The sequence below is a fragment of the Paracoccus sp. SM22M-07 genome (assembly GCF_001887735.1).
In the GTDB taxonomy this organism is placed as follows: domain Bacteria; phylum Pseudomonadota; class Alphaproteobacteria; order Rhodobacterales; family Rhodobacteraceae; genus Paracoccus.
Window position 1 is genome coordinate 321,231 of record NZ_JPKW01000001.1, and the last position, 16,827, is coordinate 338,057.

At 62.9% G+C, this 16,827-nt stretch carries 17 protein-coding genes and 1 tRNA gene; 10 read left to right on the forward strand and 8 right to left on the reverse strand.

Features of this window, described 5'->3' with window-relative positions; all coding sequences use genetic code 11:
• Window positions 1–30 precede the first annotated feature (30 nt).
• From ppk2 to IE00_RS01670, 4 genes are read left to right on the forward strand one after another with little or no spacing between them, the layout of a single operon-like run.
• On the forward strand, window positions 31–936 hold the full coding sequence (gene ppk2, locus IE00_RS01655) for a polyphosphate kinase 2 (protein ID WP_072295308.1): 906 nt from the start codon (window positions 31–33) through the stop codon (window positions 934–936).
• Between the two features lie 45 nt (window positions 937–981).
• Complete coding sequence (locus tag IE00_RS01660) at window positions 982–1,842, forward strand: PhzF family phenazine biosynthesis protein (RefSeq protein WP_072295309.1); 861 nt, start codon at window positions 982–984, stop codon at window positions 1,840–1,842.
• On the forward strand, window positions 1,839–2,132 hold the full coding sequence (locus IE00_RS01665) for a DUF1330 domain-containing protein (RefSeq protein WP_072295310.1): 294 nt from the start codon (window positions 1,839–1,841) through the stop codon (window positions 2,130–2,132). Before IE00_RS01660 ends, IE00_RS01665 begins: the two co-directional genes overlap by 4 nt.
• A 21-nt stretch (window positions 2,133–2,153) precedes the next feature.
• A complete protein-coding gene (locus IE00_RS01670) occupies window positions 2,154–2,615 on the forward strand; it encodes a TerB family tellurite resistance protein (protein ID WP_072295311.1) in 462 nt (153 codons plus the stop codon).
• Window positions 2,616–2,628: 13 nt separating this feature from the next.
• Here IE00_RS01670 and IE00_RS01675 read toward each other — a convergent pair whose 3' ends face one another.
• Genes IE00_RS01675 through IE00_RS01685 form a run of 3 tightly spaced genes read right to left on the reverse strand, consistent with a single transcriptional unit; the run spans window position 2,629 to window position 5,998 of the window.
• Window positions 2,629–3,936, reverse strand: coding sequence for an FAD-binding oxidoreductase (locus IE00_RS01675; protein WP_072295312.1), 1,308 nt, complete (start codon window positions 3,934–3,936; stop codon window positions 2,629–2,631).
• Complete coding sequence (locus tag IE00_RS01680) at window positions 3,933–5,291, reverse strand: glutamine synthetase family protein (protein ID WP_072295313.1); 1,359 nt, start codon at window positions 5,289–5,291, stop codon at window positions 3,933–3,935. The genes IE00_RS01675 and IE00_RS01680 overlap by 4 nt, the downstream gene beginning before the upstream one ends.
• Window positions 5,288–5,998, reverse strand: a complete 711-nt coding sequence (locus IE00_RS01685; protein WP_072295314.1) for a type 1 glutamine amidotransferase — start codon at window positions 5,996–5,998, stop codon at window positions 5,288–5,290. The genes IE00_RS01680 and IE00_RS01685 overlap by 4 nt, the downstream gene beginning before the upstream one ends.
• A 138-nt stretch (window positions 5,999–6,136) precedes the next feature.
• Between IE00_RS01685 and IE00_RS01690 the strand changes: the two genes are divergently transcribed.
• From IE00_RS01690 to IE00_RS01700, 3 genes are all read left to right on the forward strand, one after another.
• On the forward strand, window positions 6,137–7,264 hold the full coding sequence (locus IE00_RS01690; protein ID WP_072295315.1) for an aminotransferase class V-fold PLP-dependent enzyme: 1,128 nt from the start codon (window positions 6,137–6,139) through the stop codon (window positions 7,262–7,264).
• A gap of 64 nt (window positions 7,265–7,328) precedes the next feature.
• Entirely contained in the window at window positions 7,329–7,793 is a 465-nt protein-coding gene (locus IE00_RS01695; RefSeq protein ID WP_072295316.1) for a GNAT family N-acetyltransferase, read from the forward strand.
• Between the two features lie 83 nt (window positions 7,794–7,876).
• Window positions 7,877–7,953: transfer RNA gene (locus tag IE00_RS01700), tRNA-Arg, on the forward strand.
• 351 nt (window positions 7,954–8,304) lie between these two features.
• Here the strand turns inward: IE00_RS01700 and IE00_RS20340 are convergent.
• From IE00_RS20340 to IE00_RS01715, 4 genes are all read right to left on the reverse strand, one after another.
• Window positions 8,305–8,589 carry a transposase gene (locus tag IE00_RS20340; protein WP_371328419.1) on the reverse strand — a complete coding sequence of 95 codons (285 nt, stop codon included), beginning with the start codon at window positions 8,587–8,589 and terminating at the stop codon, window positions 8,305–8,307.
• The gene (locus tag IE00_RS20500; protein WP_240493763.1) at window positions 8,475–8,747 is read right to left on the reverse strand and encodes a hypothetical protein; all 273 of its coding nucleotides are present in this window, start codon (window positions 8,745–8,747) and stop codon (window positions 8,475–8,477) included. Before IE00_RS20500 ends, IE00_RS20340 begins: the two co-directional genes overlap by 115 nt.
• Before the next feature lie 76 nt (window positions 8,748–8,823).
• A complete protein-coding gene (locus IE00_RS20345) occupies window positions 8,824–8,991 on the reverse strand; it encodes a hypothetical protein (protein WP_205949639.1) in 168 nt (55 codons plus the stop codon).
• Window positions 8,992–9,365: 374 nt separating this feature from the next.
• Window positions 9,366–9,806 carry an HNH endonuclease signature motif containing protein gene (locus tag IE00_RS01715; protein WP_240493764.1) on the reverse strand — a complete coding sequence of 147 codons (441 nt, stop codon included), beginning with the start codon at window positions 9,804–9,806 and terminating at the stop codon, window positions 9,366–9,368.
• A 537-nt stretch (window positions 9,807–10,343) separates the two neighbouring features.
• Between IE00_RS01715 and IE00_RS01720 the strand changes: the two genes are divergently transcribed.
• From IE00_RS01720 to IE00_RS01745, 3 genes are all read left to right on the forward strand, one after another.
• Window positions 10,344–10,784, forward strand: coding sequence for a hypothetical protein (locus tag IE00_RS01720; protein WP_072295318.1), 441 nt, complete (start codon window positions 10,344–10,346; stop codon window positions 10,782–10,784).
• Window positions 10,785–10,925: 141 nt separating this feature from the next.
• Window positions 10,926–13,622: a CFI-box-CTERM domain-containing protein gene (locus IE00_RS19655; RefSeq protein WP_139291275.1), complete on the forward strand. Its 2,697-nt coding sequence runs from the start codon at window positions 10,926–10,928 to the stop codon at window positions 13,620–13,622.
• Between the two features lie 1,351 nt (window positions 13,623–14,973).
• On the forward strand, window positions 14,974–15,960 hold the full coding sequence (locus tag IE00_RS01745) for an ABC transporter ATP-binding protein (RefSeq protein ID WP_072295323.1): 987 nt from the start codon (window positions 14,974–14,976) through the stop codon (window positions 15,958–15,960).
• Window positions 15,961–16,017: 57 nt separating this feature from the next.
• On the opposite strand, the gene IE00_RS01750 is transcribed toward IE00_RS01745, so the two are convergent.
• Window positions 16,018–16,758, reverse strand: coding sequence for a MipA/OmpV family protein (locus IE00_RS01750; protein WP_072295324.1), 741 nt, complete (start codon window positions 16,756–16,758; stop codon window positions 16,018–16,020).
• Between the last annotated feature and the right edge of the window lie 69 nt (window positions 16,759–16,827).

Here is a 16,827-nt window from a genome sequence, read left to right on the forward strand (position 1 = left end):
ACCGCGCAGCAAAGACCCCCGGAGACCGCGATGAACGACGACTACAAGGATTGGCTGGAAGCCGAACTGCAAGAGACGCTGGACGAGGATATCGAGCTGGAGCTGGAAGACGCGATGCTGTCGGCCGAGATCCGCCGCATCTATCGCGCCCACCACCCCGACCGGATGGAGCGCAAGACCTATTTCCGCGAATTGCTGCGCCTGCAATCCGAACTGATCCGGCTGCAGGATTGGGTCAGCCATCACAAGGAAAAGGTCGTCGTCGTCTTCGAGGGCCGCGACAGCGCCGGCAAGGGCGGCGCCATCAAGCGCATCACCCAACGCCTGAACCCGCGCATCGTGCGGGTGGCGGCGCTGCCCGCACCTTCGGACCGCGAAAAGACCCAGTGGTATTTCCAGCGCTATGTCCCCCACCTGCCCGCAGGCGGAGAGATCGTGCTGTTCGACCGCAGCTGGTACAACCGCGCGGGCGTGGAACGCGTGATGGGCTTTGCCTCCGAGGATCAGGTCGAACAGTTCTTCCAGGACGTGCCGGAATTCGAACGCATGCTGGTGCGGTCGGGCATCCGGCTGATCAAATACTGGTTCTCGATCACCGACGAGGAACAGCAGATGCGCTTTCAGATGCGCGTCCACGATCCCCTGAAGCAGTGGAAGCTGTCGCCGATGGACCTGCAGTCGCGCGTCCGGTGGGAGGCCTATACCAAGGCCAAGGAAGACATGTTCGAACGCACCAACATCCCCGAGGCACCTTGGTACATCGTGCCCGGCAATGACAAGAAACGCGCCCGCCTGAACTGCATCGACCACCTGCTGGGGATGATCCCCTATGGCGATGTCCCCCATGAGGAGGTCCGCCTGCCCGACCGCGTCTTCAACCCCGATTACGAACGCGAGATCTTGCCCCGGGACCTCTATGTGCCGCAGAAGTACTGAGCGGGGCGACCCCCGCGGATAGTTTCTGCACGGACAGGGGGGCGGATGCTGGATTTCTTCGTCTATGACGTTTTCACGGACCGCGCCTTCAGCGGCAACCCCCTGGCCATTGTCATGGGGGCCGATGATCTGAACGGGGCGCAGATGCAGACCATCGCGCGCCAGTTCAACCTGTCCGAGACGATCTTCGTGATGCGCCCCGCGGACCCTGCGAACAGGGCGCGGGTGCGGATTTTCCTGCCCCTGGCCGAGATCCCCTTTGCGGGTCATCCCACCATCGGCTGCGCCCTGCACCTGTCGGACGGGCAGGACGGCCATCTGGTGCTGGAGGAGGAGGCCGGGATGGTGCCCGTCACCATCGCGGAGGGGCTGGCCGAATTCCGGGCGCCGGTGCTGCCGGAACTGGGCGCACCGGTCGATCCGGCCGTCGTGGCCGCGGGGCTGGCGCTGGCGCCGGACCAGGTGGGTTTCGGTGCGCACCGTCCGGTCATGGCACAGGCCGGGCCCGGCTTCATCTTTGCCCCGCTGCGCGATCTGGCGGCCCTGGCACAGGCGCGCCCCGCAGGGGCGGCCTTCGAGGCGCTGACCCGTGATATCCCCAAAGTCTATGCCTATACCCCCGAAGATCAGGGTTTCCGCGCCCGGATGTTCGCCCCGGCCAATGGCATTCCCGAAGATCCGGCCACCGGATCGGCCTCGGCCACGCTGGCGGCGCCGCTGCTGGCGGCAGGCGTCCTGCCCGAGGGCGAGACGCGGCTGGAATTGCGTCAGGGCGTCGAGATGGGACGCCCGTCGCGCATCGGGTTGCGCGTGACCGTCAGCGGGGGCAGACTGTCGGCTGTCCATGTGTCGGGCCGCGCCGTGCGCGTGGCCGAAGGACGCATCACCATCCCGGAGGCGGAATGACCAAGGCCTATTGGATCGCCCATGTGACGATCGACGACCCCGACGCCTATGAGGCCTATCGCCGTGCCAATGCCGCGCCCTTTGCGGAATACGGCGCGCGCTTTCTGGTGCGTGGCGGCCCGCAGGAGGTCGTCGAGGGACAGGCGCGTCCCCGCAGTGTCGTGATCGAATTTCCCTCGCTGAAGGCGGCGCAGGATTGCTATCACAGCGCCGGCTACCAGGCGGCCAAGGCGCTGCGCGAACCCGTGTCGCAGGCCGATGTCATCATCGTCGAGGGCTGGGCGGGCTGAAGCCCCCGGAAAGGACGCATCATGTTCAAGGATATCCTGGCGCTGCTGATGGGCGAGGCGACCCATCCCGAACCCATGGGCAGCCAAGAGGCCGAACTGGCCATCGCGGCGCTGCTGGTGCGGGTGGCGCGGTCTGATGACAGCTATGACGATGCCGAACGCATGCGCATCGACCGTGTGCTGGCCCGCCGCCACGGCCTGACCCCCGAGGAAGCCGCCGACCGCCGCGCCCAAGCCGAGGCGCTGGAGGCGCAGGCCAGCGACACGGTGCGCTTTACCCGCCAGATCAAGGACCGCATCGCGCTGGAGGACCGCGCCGGCGTGCTGGCCGCATTGTGGGAGGTCGCCTATGCCGACGAAACCCGCGCCGCGGACGAGGAAAGCCTGATCCGGCTGGTGGCGGGCCTGCTGGGCGTGCCCGACCAGCAATCGGCGCTGATCCGCCAGCAGGTGCTGGAACGGATGGGCCTGCCGCGCGGCTGATCAGGCCACCCGTTCAGAACCCCAGCCGGTCGCGCAACCCGAACCAAGCCATGCCCGCCACCAGCAGCGGACCGCGCAGCATCGCCCCGCCGGGGAAGGGCCGCGTCGGCACGGATGCCATGACATCGAACCGTTCGGCCTGCCCCGCCACCGCCTCGGCCATCAGGCGTCCCGCCAGGGTGGCCATCGCAACGCCGTGGCCGGAAAAGCCGCTGGCCGACAGGCAGTTCGGCGCCGGACGGGCAAAGCAGGGCATCCGGTTCATGGTGATGGCCAGCGTCCCGCCCCAGGCATGGGTCAGCGTCACGTCGCGCAGCTGCGGATAGACCGACAGCAGATGCGGGCGCACCACCCCCATGATGTCGCGCGGAAACCGATAGGTGACAGTTTCGCCCCCGCCAAAGACCAGCCGGCGGCGGTCGTCCATGCGCCAGTAATTCACCACGAATTTCGTGTCGGCCACGCCGATGCGGTCGGGCAGGATGTCCGGGAACCTGTCGCCAAGCGGCTCGGTCGCAACGATGTAGTTGTTGATCGGCATGACCCGCGCGGCGACATGGCGGTCCAGATCGCCCAGATAGCCGTTGCAGGCCAGGATGACATGATCGGCACTGACGCGGCCATGGGCCGTGCGCACCTGCGACCTGCCGCCCGCATGGGGGGCGTGGTCGATCCCGGTCACCTCGCTTGCCTCGTGGATGGTGGCGCCGGCGGCCTGTGCCTGCGCCGCCATGGTCCGGACCAGGGCCAGCGGGTCCAGATGCCCCGCGCCGTGATCCAGATCGCCCCCGGCATAGGCATCGCTGCCCAGGGCGCGGGCCAGCGCGTCGCGGTCCAGCGGCTGCACGCGGTCGTAATCGTAATGCCGCGCCAGATGGTCGGCCATGTGGCGGGCATGATCGATCTCGGGGGTGGTGCGGCAGGCATGGGCGATGCCGTCGCGGACCGGAACGCCGCCCGCCTGCGCCAGGTCGCGCACCAAGGCCTTGGCTTCCTCGGCCAGGTCCCACAGGCGGCGGGCGGTGTCGCGGCCCATGCGCGCCTCGAGCCAATCGACCTCTTGCCGCTGACCCGATCCGATCTGCCCGCCATTGCGCCCCGATGCGCCGAAACCCACCCGCTGCGCCTCGAGCACGGTCACCGACAGGCCGCGCCGCGCCAAATGCAGCGCCGCCGACAGGCCGGTATAGCCCGCGCCCACGACCACCACATCGGCCCGCGCGTCCCCCCGCAGCGGGTCCAAGGCCGAACCCGTCCCGTCCCCCGCATAGAGACTGGGCGGGTATTCACCTGGCCGGTCGTTCAGATGCAGCAGGTTCATACGTTCAACAGCAGGTGTTCGCGTTCCCACGGGCTGATGACCTGCAGGAACTCCTTGTATTCGTTGCGCTTGACGGCCTCGTAGACATCGGCGAACTCCTCGCCCAGGACGCCGCGCATGGCGGTGCTTTCCGACATCAGGTCCAGCGCATCGCCCAGGTTGTAGGGCAGCTGGTCATCCTGCGAGATATAGGCGTCGCCCAGGCATTCCGCGCGCGGGCCTTCCTGTTCCAGAAGACCCAGATAGCCGCAGGCCAGGCTGGCCGCGATCCCCAGATAGGGGTTGCAATCCATGCCCGCCAGACGGTTTTCCACGCGCCGCGCCTCGGGGTCCGAAATGGGAATGCGCAGGCCGGTGGTCCGGTTGTCGCGGCCCCATTCCAGGTTGATCGGCGCCGCGAAGTCGGGGACATAGCGGCGATAGCTGTTCACATATGGGGCCAGCAGCGCGATGGCCGCGGGCAGGTGCTTCTGCATTCCGGCGATGAAATGCATGAAGGCATCGGTTTCGCCGCCCTTTTCATTGGAAAAGATGTTCCGACCGGTTTCCAGATCGGTGATGGAATGGTGGATATGCATCGCGCTGCCCGGCTCGCCCTCGATGGGTTTGGCCATGAAGGTGGCGAAACAATCGTGGCGCAGCGCGGCCTCGCGGATCAGGCGCTTGAAGAAGAAGATCTCGTCGGCCAGGGCCACGGGGTCGCCGTGGTTCAGGTTGATCTCGACCTGGCCCGCGCCGCCTTCCTGCAGGATGCCGTCGATCTCGAAGCCCTGGGCCTCGGCGAAATCATAGATGTCGTCGATGACCTTGCCGTATTCGTCGACCGCCGACATGGAATAGGCTTGCTTGGCCGCCGCCCTGCGCCCCGTGCGGCCCATGGGCGGGATGATCGGCTGGTTCGGGTCGATGTTGCGGGCGACCAGGAAAAACTCCATCTCGGGGGCGATGACGGGCTTCCAGCCCTTGTCCTTGTACAGCTGGACGACGCGTTTCAGCACGTTGCGGGGCGCGATGGGCACGGGGTTGCCCTGCTGGTCCAGCGCGTCGTGGATGACCTGGATGGTCCAGTCGGCCGTCCAGGGCGCCGCCGTGGCGGTCGAATAATCGGGCTTCATCACCATGTCGGGTTCGGTGAAGGCCCCCGAGGGGTTGTCGGCCCATTCCCCCGTGATCGTCTGCAGAAAGATCGAGTTCGGCAGATAGAACTGTTCCTGGCGCGCGAATTTCGAGGCGGGCATCGCCTTGCCGCGCGCGACGCCCGCGATGTCGGCAACGATGCACTCGACCTCGTCCAGGCGGCGACCGGCGACGAAATCGCGGGCCGCCTTGGGAAACTTGTCGGTCCAGTCGGTCATGCGGCACCTTGCGTATCGGGGCGCGTCAGGGCGCGCGGTTGCTTGAAGAAGGCTTCGATCTGATCGGCCAGCAGGCCCGAGCCGTCGGCCTGACCCATGCGGGCGCTGGCCTGCGCCAGCAATTCGGGCGGCACGACGCCCTTGGCGCGGGTGTCCATCAGGCCCTGCACGAATTCATCCTTGAATTCGGGATGCGCCTGGACGGTATAGGCGCGGTCGCCATAGATCAGTGCGGCGTTTTCGCAAAATGCGTTGCGTCCCGCGACCTGGGCCCCTTCGGGCAGCGTCACGACCTGATCCTGGTGCCAGGCGTTCAGCGTCACGGGCTGGCCGCCGAAATCGTAATCCTGCGTGCCCACGGCCCAACCGCCGGGATGCTTGATCACCGTTCCGCCGAGAGCCTGCGCGATGATCTGGTGGCCAAAGCAGATCCCCACCATCGGCACCCCATCGGCATAGGTCCGCCGGATGAAATCCTCCAATGGCGGAATGAAGGCGTGGTCCTCATAGGCGCCGTGGCGCGATCCGGTCAGCAGCCATCCGTCGGCGGCATGGGGGTCGTCGGGGAAATGCATCTCCTCGACATGCCAGATGTCGAATTCGAAACCGCGCCCGCCCAGCAGGCGGACGAACATGTCGGGGTAATCGCCCAAGCTGTCCTTCAACTGCGCAGGCGACTGGCCGCATTGAAGTATGCCGATACGCATGGAAAACCTTGATGTTGCTGACACCCTGAACCTAGTCGCGGGCATGGCGCGGGCGCAAGAGGCACTGCGCCCTTTGGCGCTCTGGCGGGGGAGGAACGGGCGCGCTAGGGTTCGCGCAAAGCCATGAAAGGACGCCCCATGCCCCATCAGCGCCCCGAAATCGACCCGCAGGGTCTGGACGAATTCTCGGTCGTGTTCACCGACCGGTCCCTGAACCACATGTCGCAACGCTTTCAGCAGGTGATGCGCGATCTGTCGGGCATGCTGGGCCAGGTCTATGGCGCGGCCGAGATCGCCATCGTGCCGGGCGGCGGCACCTATGCGATGGAATCGGTCGCACGCCAGTTCGGCCGCGACGCGCATGCCCTGATCGTGCGCAACGGCTGGTTCAGCTATCGCTGGAGCCAGATCTTCGAGGCAGGCGGCTTTGCCCGCGACACGACCGTCGTCATGGCCCGCCCCACCGGCAACGCGCCCCATCCCGCCTATGCCCCGCCGCCCATCGATCAGGTCGTGGCCCGCATCCTGGAAACGCGGCCCGACGCGGTCTTTGCGCCCCATGTGGAAACATCCGCCGGGCTGATCCTGCCCGATGATTACATCACCGCGATGGCCGATGCCGCCCATCAGGTCGGCGCGCTGATGGTGCTGGATTGCATCGCCTCGGGCGCCATCTGGGTGGACATGAAGGCCACCGGCGTCGACGTGCTGATCTCGGCCCCGCAAAAGGGGTGGTCGGCATCCCCTGCGGCGGGGCTGGTGATGATGTCGGAACGCGCCGCGGAACGGCTGGCCACCACCACCAGCGACAGCTTCGCGCTGGACCTGAAGAAATGGCGCGCGATGATGAAGGCCTATGAGGATGGCGGCCCCGCCTATCACGCCACCATGCCCACCGACGCCCTGCTGGGCCTGCGCGATGCGATGCAGGAGACCATGGATTTCGGGCTGGAAACCGCCCGCGACGCGCAATGGGCGCTTGGCCGTGCCGTCCGTGCCGAACTGGCCGAACGCGGCATCGCATCGGTGGCGGCGCAGGGCTTTCAGGCGCCGGGCGTCGTCGTCAGCTATACCGACGATCCGCAAGTCAAGTCGGGCAAGGCCTTTGCCGCCCAAGGCACCCAGATCGCGGCGGGCGTGCCCCTGGCCATCGAGGAAGGGGACGGTTTCTCGACCTTCCGCATCGGGCTCTTCGGGTTGGACAAGCTGAAGGACGTGAACGGCACGCTTGACCGCCTGCGGCCCGTCTTCGACAAGGTTCTGTAACCGGGAACATCGCCCGGCGCGCAGGACCGATCCCGCGCGCCGGGCGCCACGAAAGGCTGCCTGAATGACCCCGACCATCCACCGCGAAAGCCCGCTTGGCCCCGATCTGGACCTGCTGTTCCAGCGCCACACCGCCGACATGCAGGCCGACACCCCGCCCGAATCGATCCACATGCTGCCCGCATCGGGGCTGGCCCACCCCGCGATCGCCTTCTTCGTCGCCCGTGCCGATGGCATCCCGGTCGCGATGGGCGCGCTGAAGGATCTTGGCGGCGGCCACGGAGAGCTGAAATCCATGCATGTCCTGGCCGAACATCGCGGCCTCGGCCTGTCGCGGATGATGCTGAACCATCTGGTCGATCACGCCTTGGCCAATGGTCTGACCCGGCTGTCACTGGAAACGGGCGTCCAGCCAACCTTCGTCGCGGCGCGCGGGCTTTACACGCGCGCGGGCTTCAGCGAATGCCCGCCCTTTGCCGATTACCGCCCCGACCCCAATTCGGTCTTCATGACGCGCGCGCTGTCGTGACGGTGTCCGTCACGCAATATGGCTTTGAAAGCCCCGCCGAAGAGCGCTAAACACCATCTGCGATCCCCCGCGGATCGCCAAGCGGCCCCGTAGCTCAACTGGATAGAGCACGGACCTTCTAAGTCTGGGGTTGGGGGTTCAAGTCCTCCCGGGGTCGCCAGTTCTAAATTTCTTTTTATAAAATCAACCACTTGTGGAACAGTTTCCAGTATGGGCGGGAATGGTTTCCAATTTTCGTTCTGGATCCGTGCTTGAAAGCACCCGTGGGCGGTCTGCTGCCTTGGAGTATCGCTGCACTTCGGACAGCGCTTCATGGCCTGTCCAAGCCGCGATCTAGAGCGCGTTGCGTTCAACTGGCCTCATATCCTGCAGCTTTAAAATAGTTGCAGCATTCCTCGTCAGAGAAGAGGTCGCAGATCTGTCCGACCGCGGCCCATAGTTGATCGTAGGATCGGGCAGCGGCCTTTCCTGATCAGGGTCTTGAGCTTGGAGAATGCCATTTCGATCGGGTTCAGATCGGGTTGTCAGGCGGCAGAAACAGGAACCAGGCGCCGATGTCGCACAGGGTAGCCGCTGCGGTGGGGCTCTTGTGGCTGGACAGGTTGTCGAGGATGACGACGTCTCCGGCCCTGAGCGTCGGGACCAGCTGGGTTTTGATACAGAGATCGAACATCTCGACATTCATCGTGCCGTCGATGACCCAGTGCGCGTCCAGCCGGTCATGGCGCAGCGCGGCAACGAAGGTCTGGGTCTTCCAATGCCCGAACCCGCATGATCGACGAGGCGCCGGCCGCAGGGGGCCCAGGCGGTGGTCTTGGCCATGTTCATCTTGACGCTCGTCTCATGAATAAAAGCCAACCGTTCCAGATGGCTGGCCATGATAGGCTGGCGCCTCGCTATCCAGACATGGCGCAGGTCGGCGACGTCCTTGCGCTTCTGTTCAGGCGCCTGCATGGCTTTTTTTGTGTGTCAGACCGAGCCCGCGAAGCGCCCTCCAGACTGCGGCACTGTGAGCGGCGATGTTGTGGGTTTAAGACAAGTCGGCCACCAATTCGTCGAGCGTGATCTCGCCTTTGACCGTGACTCGAGCCTTGAGCCAACCGGTCACGCCCGTCAGTTTGCCATGGCCCCCACCATTGCCTTGCCGTCTCGCAGTCAGTCCTCCGGTCTCGCGGCGCAGCTTAACCAGATCGTTCACGAATATCGGCGAAACCCGAAAGTGCCGCGCAGTCTCACGGTGACCGTGCCTCTCGCCTACGAACGCCATGACCCGTGCGCGAAGCTCCATTGGATGCGGCTTGCCCATTTGCCACCCCTTATTTGCCTCAGCACAAGCGAATCACAGAACGGGCTTTCCGGAAACCTTGAATCTCAAAGCCCGCGACACGCTCTGGTACGCAGTTGCACCCGCCTCAGCCAATGCTTCTGCTTGGGCCTTGCGCAGTCTGCGGGCAGATTTCTCCCCTGTCGCAGCACCCGCAAACCAGCTGCTGCACACCTGGGTTGACGGTGATTTTCCGTGCTGTGTGACAAGCGAGGTAATGTGCCGAGGCGCTGCGTCGATCGCGGCTTTCAACTGGTCGAGGTCACCGCGGGCTTCAACTCGGCGGGCGCGTCGTCGTATTTGAGGCCCGACCAGCGACCGTTCAGCCGGGGCAGCATGCTTTGGGGGATCGCGTGCCAGTTGGCCGGGTCGCAATTGGTCTTGTCGCCGTCAAGGCATTTCAGGACGTGCCCTTCGGGCACCGGACCGTGCTGCTGTTCCCACAGATAGCGGTGCTTGTGGACCGGGCGCGTGGCGTGCCCGCTCCACGGGTTCCGCTCGTCGACGATCATCACCGCATAGCCGTCCTTGCTGTCGATGCGTTCATGGCCCGGGCCGCGATGGTTCGCAGGCCGATGCCCCGGCTTGAAAGCCGTCGCCATGACCTTGGCCCTGACCTCGGGGGGCATCGGCTTGCCCTTGTTGCGGGAGACCTGCCCCCTAGTGAAATGCCCCGTGCGCCCGGTCATCCAGCCGCGCCGTTTGCAGAGTGCGGTCAGGTTCGCCTGCGAGACGTCGTCGCGCTGCCAGAAGGCCCGGAACAGCCTGTGCAGCTCTGCCCGCGGCAGGTGCTTGCGCGCCTCGATCCAGGCCAGCTCCTGGGGGTGATGGGTGATGGCGCGGCCCTTTATTCGACCTTCCCCTCGATCTCGGCGGCACTGCCGCCGACCTTGGCCGCGGCGTCGAGCCGATGATCAACACGGCCACCGCCGCCGCGGGCGCCACGGAGCTGAACGTGGCGCTGAGCGATCCGGCGCGGCCCTCATTCCGGGTCGGCGATCTCTTCAGCGTCGCGGGCTTCGTCTACCGGGTGGTGCGGCGCAATGCCGGGGCTGGGTCAAGGTCGAGCCGCCGTTGCGCGCCGCCATCCCCGCCGGCACGACCCTGCAAACTGATCCGCCGGTGGCCCATGCGAAATTCGCCACCGATGGCGAGGGCGAGCGGGACCGCGACCTGCTGTCCTGGGGCGAGCCGGTGACGCTGACCTTCATCGAGGAGTTCGACCGGTGAGCTTCACGCCCGCGCAGATCGCCTTTCTGGAAGCCAACCGCGACGCCATCGAGGCGCGGCGCAGCTTCGAGATCGGCTTTGCCTCCGGGACGCTGCGGCTGATCGAGGGCAGCACGCCATGGCATGACGGCACCCACACCTGGCTGGCCGCCCACGGGGTCATCGGGGCCTCGGGTATCCGCGCCTCGGGGGTGATGGACGCGCATCCGGCCAAGTACCGCTTCGGCGCGGTCAGCCCGGCGCTGTCGCTGGCGCATATGAACGACGAGGCGGAATGGCGCGACGCGGTGATCCACCAGCGGCTGCTGCTCTTCGTCGAGGGCGCGGCCGTGGGACCGGCCATCCACATCCACCGCGGCCGGATCTCGGACATCCGCCGCCCCGAGACGGAGACCGAGACAAACTGTCCGGATTTCACCGGATGGCTGCGGCAGTGAATGTTAAAGTAAGGTTAAGATATTAATAACAATTGTATAAATGCATTAACCCGTCCGAAACCTTGTCCACCTACCCCTAACGGAAATGATCTGGCGTCACAGGCCCGGATCATACCACCGACATCTGGGGGCTTCCAACGAATGCATGTCATCACCAGCGCGCATTTCGGCGCGAATATGATCCTGACCAGAGACAGTTTGCGCGAAGGCGAACCATACGCCGAGGTCTTGAAGGAAATTGACTTCTCGTCCTTCAGATACCCCGGCGGGGGAGTTACCGAAGATCAGACATGGGAAAATGGAGGTCTCGACAAGATATTTGGAAATACCTTGGACAGAGCCGATGACGACTATGTCCTAACGATCAGAGAGGCTTTGATTTTTTCCGAGGCAGAGGGCAAGCCTGTCACGATTGTTACACCGACATTCCAATTCTACAACAAAGTCACTGCCGAATTTGATCACGCAGGCTTTGATAAATATCTCGATAGTCTAGAACAAGCTCTCCAAGATTTTCCGGACGCGAATATATCGGACATAGAAATTGGTAATGAATATTGGGGTAGTAACTATTGGGGCTCGTTGAACGGCGAGGAATATGGAAAAATAGCCAACTTCGAGATACCGAAGATCAACGAAATGATCGAACGCATTTCGGATCAGAATGGTGAATGGTATCAGCCATCCATAGGCATCCAAGCCGGAGTGCAATGGAAGGCCGAGCAGGGCGAAGATGGCCGCTGGACTGCCGTCGGGCCACAGGAATCACGAGACATTATCTCCCAGATCTCCTTGGACAACCGTGAGCTGGTCGGAACAATATTTCAGCACTCGTACCCCGACGCGAATGCCATAGAACAAAAAATAGATTGGGCCATAAAGCCCATGGAAGTCTTCAATGAATCCTATGGATTTTCTGACGACCTCAAGCTTTACCTTTCGGAGTTCAATATAGGTGAGAACACCGCCGTAGGGATCGAGCAGGGAGCCGCATGGCTGGAGGCTTTTTCCGGAGCAGTGAGTTCCGGCATTGACGAAATCAGCCACTGGGGAATTGCCTACGAATGGCTGTCAAACAAATTTCACGACATAAAGTTTCCCTATGGCGAGAGTGACGAGGGAGATATTGTCGCCATCGCCACCCCGATGGGACAGGTATTCGACATTGCGCAGGCCTATCTGATTGATAAGACCGTTATGAAGGAAGATGAGATCAGGAGTGTTGTCGACTATCCCGACTTGGATCGTGTCAGCGGATTTAGCGAAAGCGATCAGAGCATCATCTTCATGTTCAACGGAGGGACCCAGGTTGCGCCCATCGATCTGGTAGACCTCGAAGGTCAGGAACACCTCACTTTCTACGAACTGACACCCGCAAACTCTCCACACTCCCCATGGTTCGATGAATCCGCGACAGAGCTTACAGCGCCAGATGGCATTGCGGATGCTCGCGCGGACATGAAGGTCAGCGCCGGACTGAAACCCGAAGATATACCAGTCGTTTCTCCAGGGGAAATGGTGGTGGTCGTCGTTTCAGATTATGATCGTGACCTGGTTATCGAGGGCGCCCATAACACGACCGATCCGTCCAATGGGATGGTCAACGACTTCATCCAAGGTGGAGCGGGCAATGATATCCTGAGAGGTCACGTTGGCAACGATACCCTGATTGGGGACCGAGGTCACAATATTCTTTCGGGGGGGAAGGGCGACGATCACATCGAAGCTTCACATGACGGCGATGTCATATTCACTGGCGAAGGCGATGACCTGGTCGTTGGCGGGGCCGGCGATGATCTGATTTTCACAGGTATCGGTGACGAGACTGGAGAAAATAAGATCGAGGGTGGCGGCGGACATAACAGCTTTATCATTGGCGGGGATAAAAATCATATCATAACAGACTTTTCTTCGAATGACGTTATCGGGTTGTCGCATCAATTTGAAAATATCGAAGATATTCGTGCTGGAATCCAAAAAGATGGCGATGATGCGATTCTCAAATTGCCAAGTGGTCATTTTGTCCGGCTAGAGAATTATGCTGATCACGCCGAGGAACTCCAAGACCAGATCTTGGACTTCATGGACAGCGATCAGGCGATCTCGATAACCAGTAAACATTTCAGTTCGCTAAGTGGCGCGCAGATAAAAGAAGTCTACAAGACAATTCCTGATGGAAAACACACCAGCAACGAAGATGATTACTTCGATGGCTTGGACGCTACATTGAAGAAGCTTAGTCATGATGATGAAGGCCACCAGGATGACGGTGGACATGACCCGACGCATCCCGGTCCTGGCGATGAGGGCGATGATCCAGATATAGGATCTCCGCCACAAAAAGGTCCGGAGATAGGAAATGGGAGCATCAATGATGGTCATCATCCCAACGAAAACGGAGGTTGGGAACCAAATAATGGGCAAATATCAGATGAGCTAAGCGATGGCGCAGATTATTCTTCTGATATTCCAAGCGAAGAAGAGGTCGACGATCATGACGGTATCGAAGAAGACGACCATGATTATCACAACCACTATGATCATGACCACGGCCATGACGAAAATGAAGCTGGCGAAACCAGCTCTCCTACCTGTTTCGTAGCTACCGCGGCTTTTGGTGATCCATTTCATCCTGACGTAAAGGCACTGCGAGCATTCCGGGATAATCACCTTGTTCGCTATTCGCTCGGTCGTTTTCTAGTTTCAGTATATTGGGTCGTTGGACCGCATTTGGCCTCCTGCACCAAACCGAGACATCCCCATGCAATGATCGTTCGGTTCATGCTATCTGCTTTCGTTTCGACATTGAGATCTTTGAAGATGACAGCCGGAAAATGAGTGTTTTGCTGACAGTTATATCTGTATTGCACAACTGCTGACTTCACTGGTCAGCTTGGATGATCGTGCAAGAAGCACCTCCAAGCCTATCTGATCTGAACGACGACGCTGCCGCTAGGTCTGGGATCGGAGCGACCACACGATATGGGTGGCGGATTGAAGCGTGCTCCCCTTCATCTTCAGCCCGGCGGCGGGGTTTCACAGGGGCTATGATGATCGGGCCGACGCCGACCGGTTTATCGCCGCGGGGCTGGCGGGGACCATCACGCCTTGCATGACACCGCCCTGCGAGAACCGCTACCCGGCGACGAGGGCATCATTGAGATCGGGTGCGCCAAGTGGCCGCCAGCCGCACAGGAAACCGATGGGCGTTCCCTACCCTGAAGGGTTTTGGCGAAAGTTCCACGCCACCCGTAATTGCCTACAGACAACCCTGCCACCAGCCTTTCCAGCTGTGATCGCCATCGCCAGCGCGGCAGTCGGGTACGCAAGGCATTCGCAGCGATCAAGCGAGGATTACTTTGATCGATGGGGCTATGCCGGCGTCATCCGAACCGCCCTAGGATGCCTGCCGCAGGCAATTGACCACGACAGGCGTGGGGGAAATGACTGCAGCAGCCACCTGCCGATCATCGACGCTCCGGGCAGCATGGCGTCGATGACGAACACGCCTCAGTCGCGCTTCCGGTCCAAAGTCACGCAGCTGACATTGGGCAGCATGGCGAGCAACCGCATGATGCGGTGCGACCCGGGCCCAGGCACTCTCATTGCAGTCGCCCCGAACGCGGACCCTTGCGAACATGTGCAAGACGATCCTGACCCGTATTAGTCGTCTGGTCGTCGCCATCGGCGCGGCGTTTGGGCGGCAGATTTTCCCGACGATCATCCAGCTAGTGTCCTGAGTGCTGGAACGGGACATGTCGCCTTGAAAGACTTTCCGCGCTACCGGCATTAGTGTCGGCAACCCACGGTGACGGTCGCGCAGCGCCGGACGGGCTGCACTCGGTCAATTTTCATATCACATTGACCGTTGTGCTGTACCGGGTTTCGGGTCCGCCCATGGGCATGGCGCAAACGGGCGGCGCATGATCAGGCCAACGCGGGAAATTGCCAACCTGCAAACGAGGTTCGGTCCCCACAAAGTTATCGAGGGGTTGGACATCTGCGTCCAAACCAATCAGGTCGCGTGCTTTTGGGCGCAAGCCCGTCGGCGCATGGTGGGGGAAAACAAGGGCCCCGTGGTCCCGTGCGGTCACCATGCTGCGCGACATGGGCATTCCGAAGCCGAAAAGGCGCGCCCGGCAACTGCCCTGCTAGCGCTCAGGGAATGTGCTGGCAGGGATGATCGACCATGACCGATAGCGACAGGCCGCTGCTGCGCGTCACCGACCTGAAGGCGCATTTCCCTGTCACAGGCGAGGGCTTCGGCAAACCGAAATCGGTGGTCAAGGCCGTCGATGGGGTCTCGTTCGACGTGGCTGCGGGGGAAACCCTGGCGATCGTCGGCGAATCGGGCTGCGGCAAATCCACGACGGGCAACGCCATCCTGGGGCTGAACCCGGTGACGGCGGGGCGGATCGAATTCGCAGGCCGCGACATGGCCAGCCTGACGCGCGCCGAACGCGCCGCCCAGTGGCGCGACCTCCAGGTGGTCTTCCAGGACCCGGTCTCGGCGCTGAACCCCAAGCGCACCATCGGCCAGTCGATCGAGGAACCGCTCTCCATCCAGCGCGTCCCCGCCGCCGATCGCCGCGCCCGCGTGGCCGAAGTCATGGCGCTGGTCGGGCTGAACCCGTCGCAGCGCGACCGCTTTCCGAACGAATTGTCGGGGGGGCAGCGGCAGCGGGTCGTCATCGCGCGGGCTTTGGCCTATCAGCCCAAGCTGATCGTCTGCGACCAACCGGTCTCGGCGCTGGACGTGTCCATCCAGTCGCAGATCCTGAACCTGCTGCTGCAATTGCAGCAGGACCTGGGGTTGGCGCTGCTGTTCATCTCGCATGACCTGTCGGTGGTGCGCCATCTGGCTGACCGGATCGCGGTCATGTATCTTGGCCATATCGTCGAGATCGCCGATACCGCGACCCTGTTCGACAGTCCCGAACATCCCTATACGCAGGCGCTGCTGTCGGCGGTGCCGCAGCCCCATCCGCGTGCCGAACGCAACCGCCGCACGATCCTGCTGGAGGGCGATCTGCCCAGCCCCATCGACCCGCCCAAGGGCTGCCCCTTCGTCACCCGCTGTCCGATCCGCGAGGCGCGCTGCGCCACCGACAGACCGTCGCTGGTCCCGATGCGCCCCGGTCAGCAGGTCAGCTGTTGGGTGCGGGCCGGAGGCTGACACGAAAAACGGGGGCTGCCGCAAGGCGCCCCGTTTCCCATCCGTCATGTCGCCCGATCAGAAGCCGAACGAAAAGCGGCGCGTCACGCCCAAGCGCAGCGAAGGCTGGTATTCTTCCTGCACGACCGGCGAATCGGCGGCGTCGCCGATCAGCTTGCCGTAACGCACTTCGCCCAGCAGGGCGGTGGTTTCGTTCAACTCATAGCGCGCTTCGAAAGTAATGGCGGCTTCGTTGATGCCGCCGCCGGGGGCATAGGCGTCCAGACCGCTGGCCACGCTTTCGTCGCCGGTCACGCCGAAATAGGTGTTGTTGTATTTGTCGTTGCCATAGCCGATCTCGGCGCCCGACCACAGGGTGACGCGGTCGCTCAGATCGGTGCGGTATTTCGCGCCAACCTCGCCGGTCAGGCCCTCATGCCCGTCAAAGCCGCGGCGCAGGCTGCCATAGGCCGTGACCGGACCCGCGCCATAGCTGACCCGCAGGCCCAGCTCATAGGCGCGATTGATGTCGTCCAGACCTGCCAGCGCATCATTGTCGTCGCTTTCGCGCTCACCCTCGGTGCCGAAGGAGGGGGCGATGGAGAAGCCTTGCGCCTGATCGCCACCGGGCGTGCCGAAGCCGGCATTGCGCCAGATGATCCACGGGGCGGCCTCGCCGTCATCCGAACCCGGATAATCGGGCCCATAAGACGCGCCCAGCCCCAGATCGGCCGAGAAGGTGCGCCCCCCGGACGTGCCGAAATCCTGCGCATGCAGCGGGGTTGCAATCAGGATGGCAAGGGCCAAGGCGTATTTCATCGGGCGATTCCACAGGCTGAGAGGGCGTTTCCCTCTATTAGGTGCTGAAACCGCATCGGCACAACCGCC

Excerpts from the sequence above, each read along its gene's own strand:
- ppk2 (WP_072295308.1), top strand. The coding sequence starts at position 31 with ATGAACGACGACTACAAGGATTGGCTGGAAGCCGAACTGCAAGAGACG.
- IE00_RS01660 (WP_072295309.1), top strand. The coding sequence starts at position 982 with ATGCTGGATTTCTTCGTCTATGACGTTTTCACGGACCGCGCCTTCAGC.
- IE00_RS01665 (WP_072295310.1), top strand. The coding sequence starts at position 1,839 with ATGACCAAGGCCTATTGGATCGCCCATGTGACGATCGACGACCCCGAC.
- IE00_RS01670 (WP_072295311.1), top strand. The coding sequence starts at position 2,154 with ATGTTCAAGGATATCCTGGCGCTGCTGATGGGCGAGGCGACCCATCCC.
- IE00_RS01675 (WP_072295312.1), bottom strand. The coding sequence starts at position 3,936 with ATGAACCTGCTGCATCTGAACGACCGGCCAGGTGAATACCCGCCCAGT.
- IE00_RS01680 (WP_072295313.1), bottom strand. The coding sequence starts at position 5,291 with ATGACCGACTGGACCGACAAGTTTCCCAAGGCGGCCCGCGATTTCGTC.
- IE00_RS01685 (WP_072295314.1), bottom strand. The coding sequence starts at position 5,998 with ATGCGTATCGGCATACTTCAATGCGGCCAGTCGCCTGCGCAGTTGAAG.
- IE00_RS01690 (WP_072295315.1), top strand. The coding sequence starts at position 6,137 with ATGCCCCATCAGCGCCCCGAAATCGACCCGCAGGGTCTGGACGAATTC.
- IE00_RS01695 (WP_072295316.1), top strand. The coding sequence starts at position 7,329 with ATGACCCCGACCATCCACCGCGAAAGCCCGCTTGGCCCCGATCTGGAC.
- IE00_RS20500 (WP_240493763.1), bottom strand. The coding sequence starts at position 8,747 with ATGCAGGCGCCTGAACAGAAGCGCAAGGACGTCGCCGACCTGCGCCAT.
- IE00_RS01715 (WP_240493764.1), bottom strand. The coding sequence starts at position 9,806 with ATGACCGGGCGCACGGGGCATTTCACTAGGGGGCAGGTCTCCCGCAAC.
- IE00_RS19655 (WP_139291275.1), top strand. The coding sequence starts at position 10,926 with ATGCATGTCATCACCAGCGCGCATTTCGGCGCGAATATGATCCTGACC.
- IE00_RS01745 (WP_072295323.1), top strand. The coding sequence starts at position 14,974 with ATGACCGATAGCGACAGGCCGCTGCTGCGCGTCACCGACCTGAAGGCG.
- IE00_RS01750 (WP_072295324.1), bottom strand. The coding sequence starts at position 16,758 with ATGAAATACGCCTTGGCCCTTGCCATCCTGATTGCAACCCCGCTGCAT.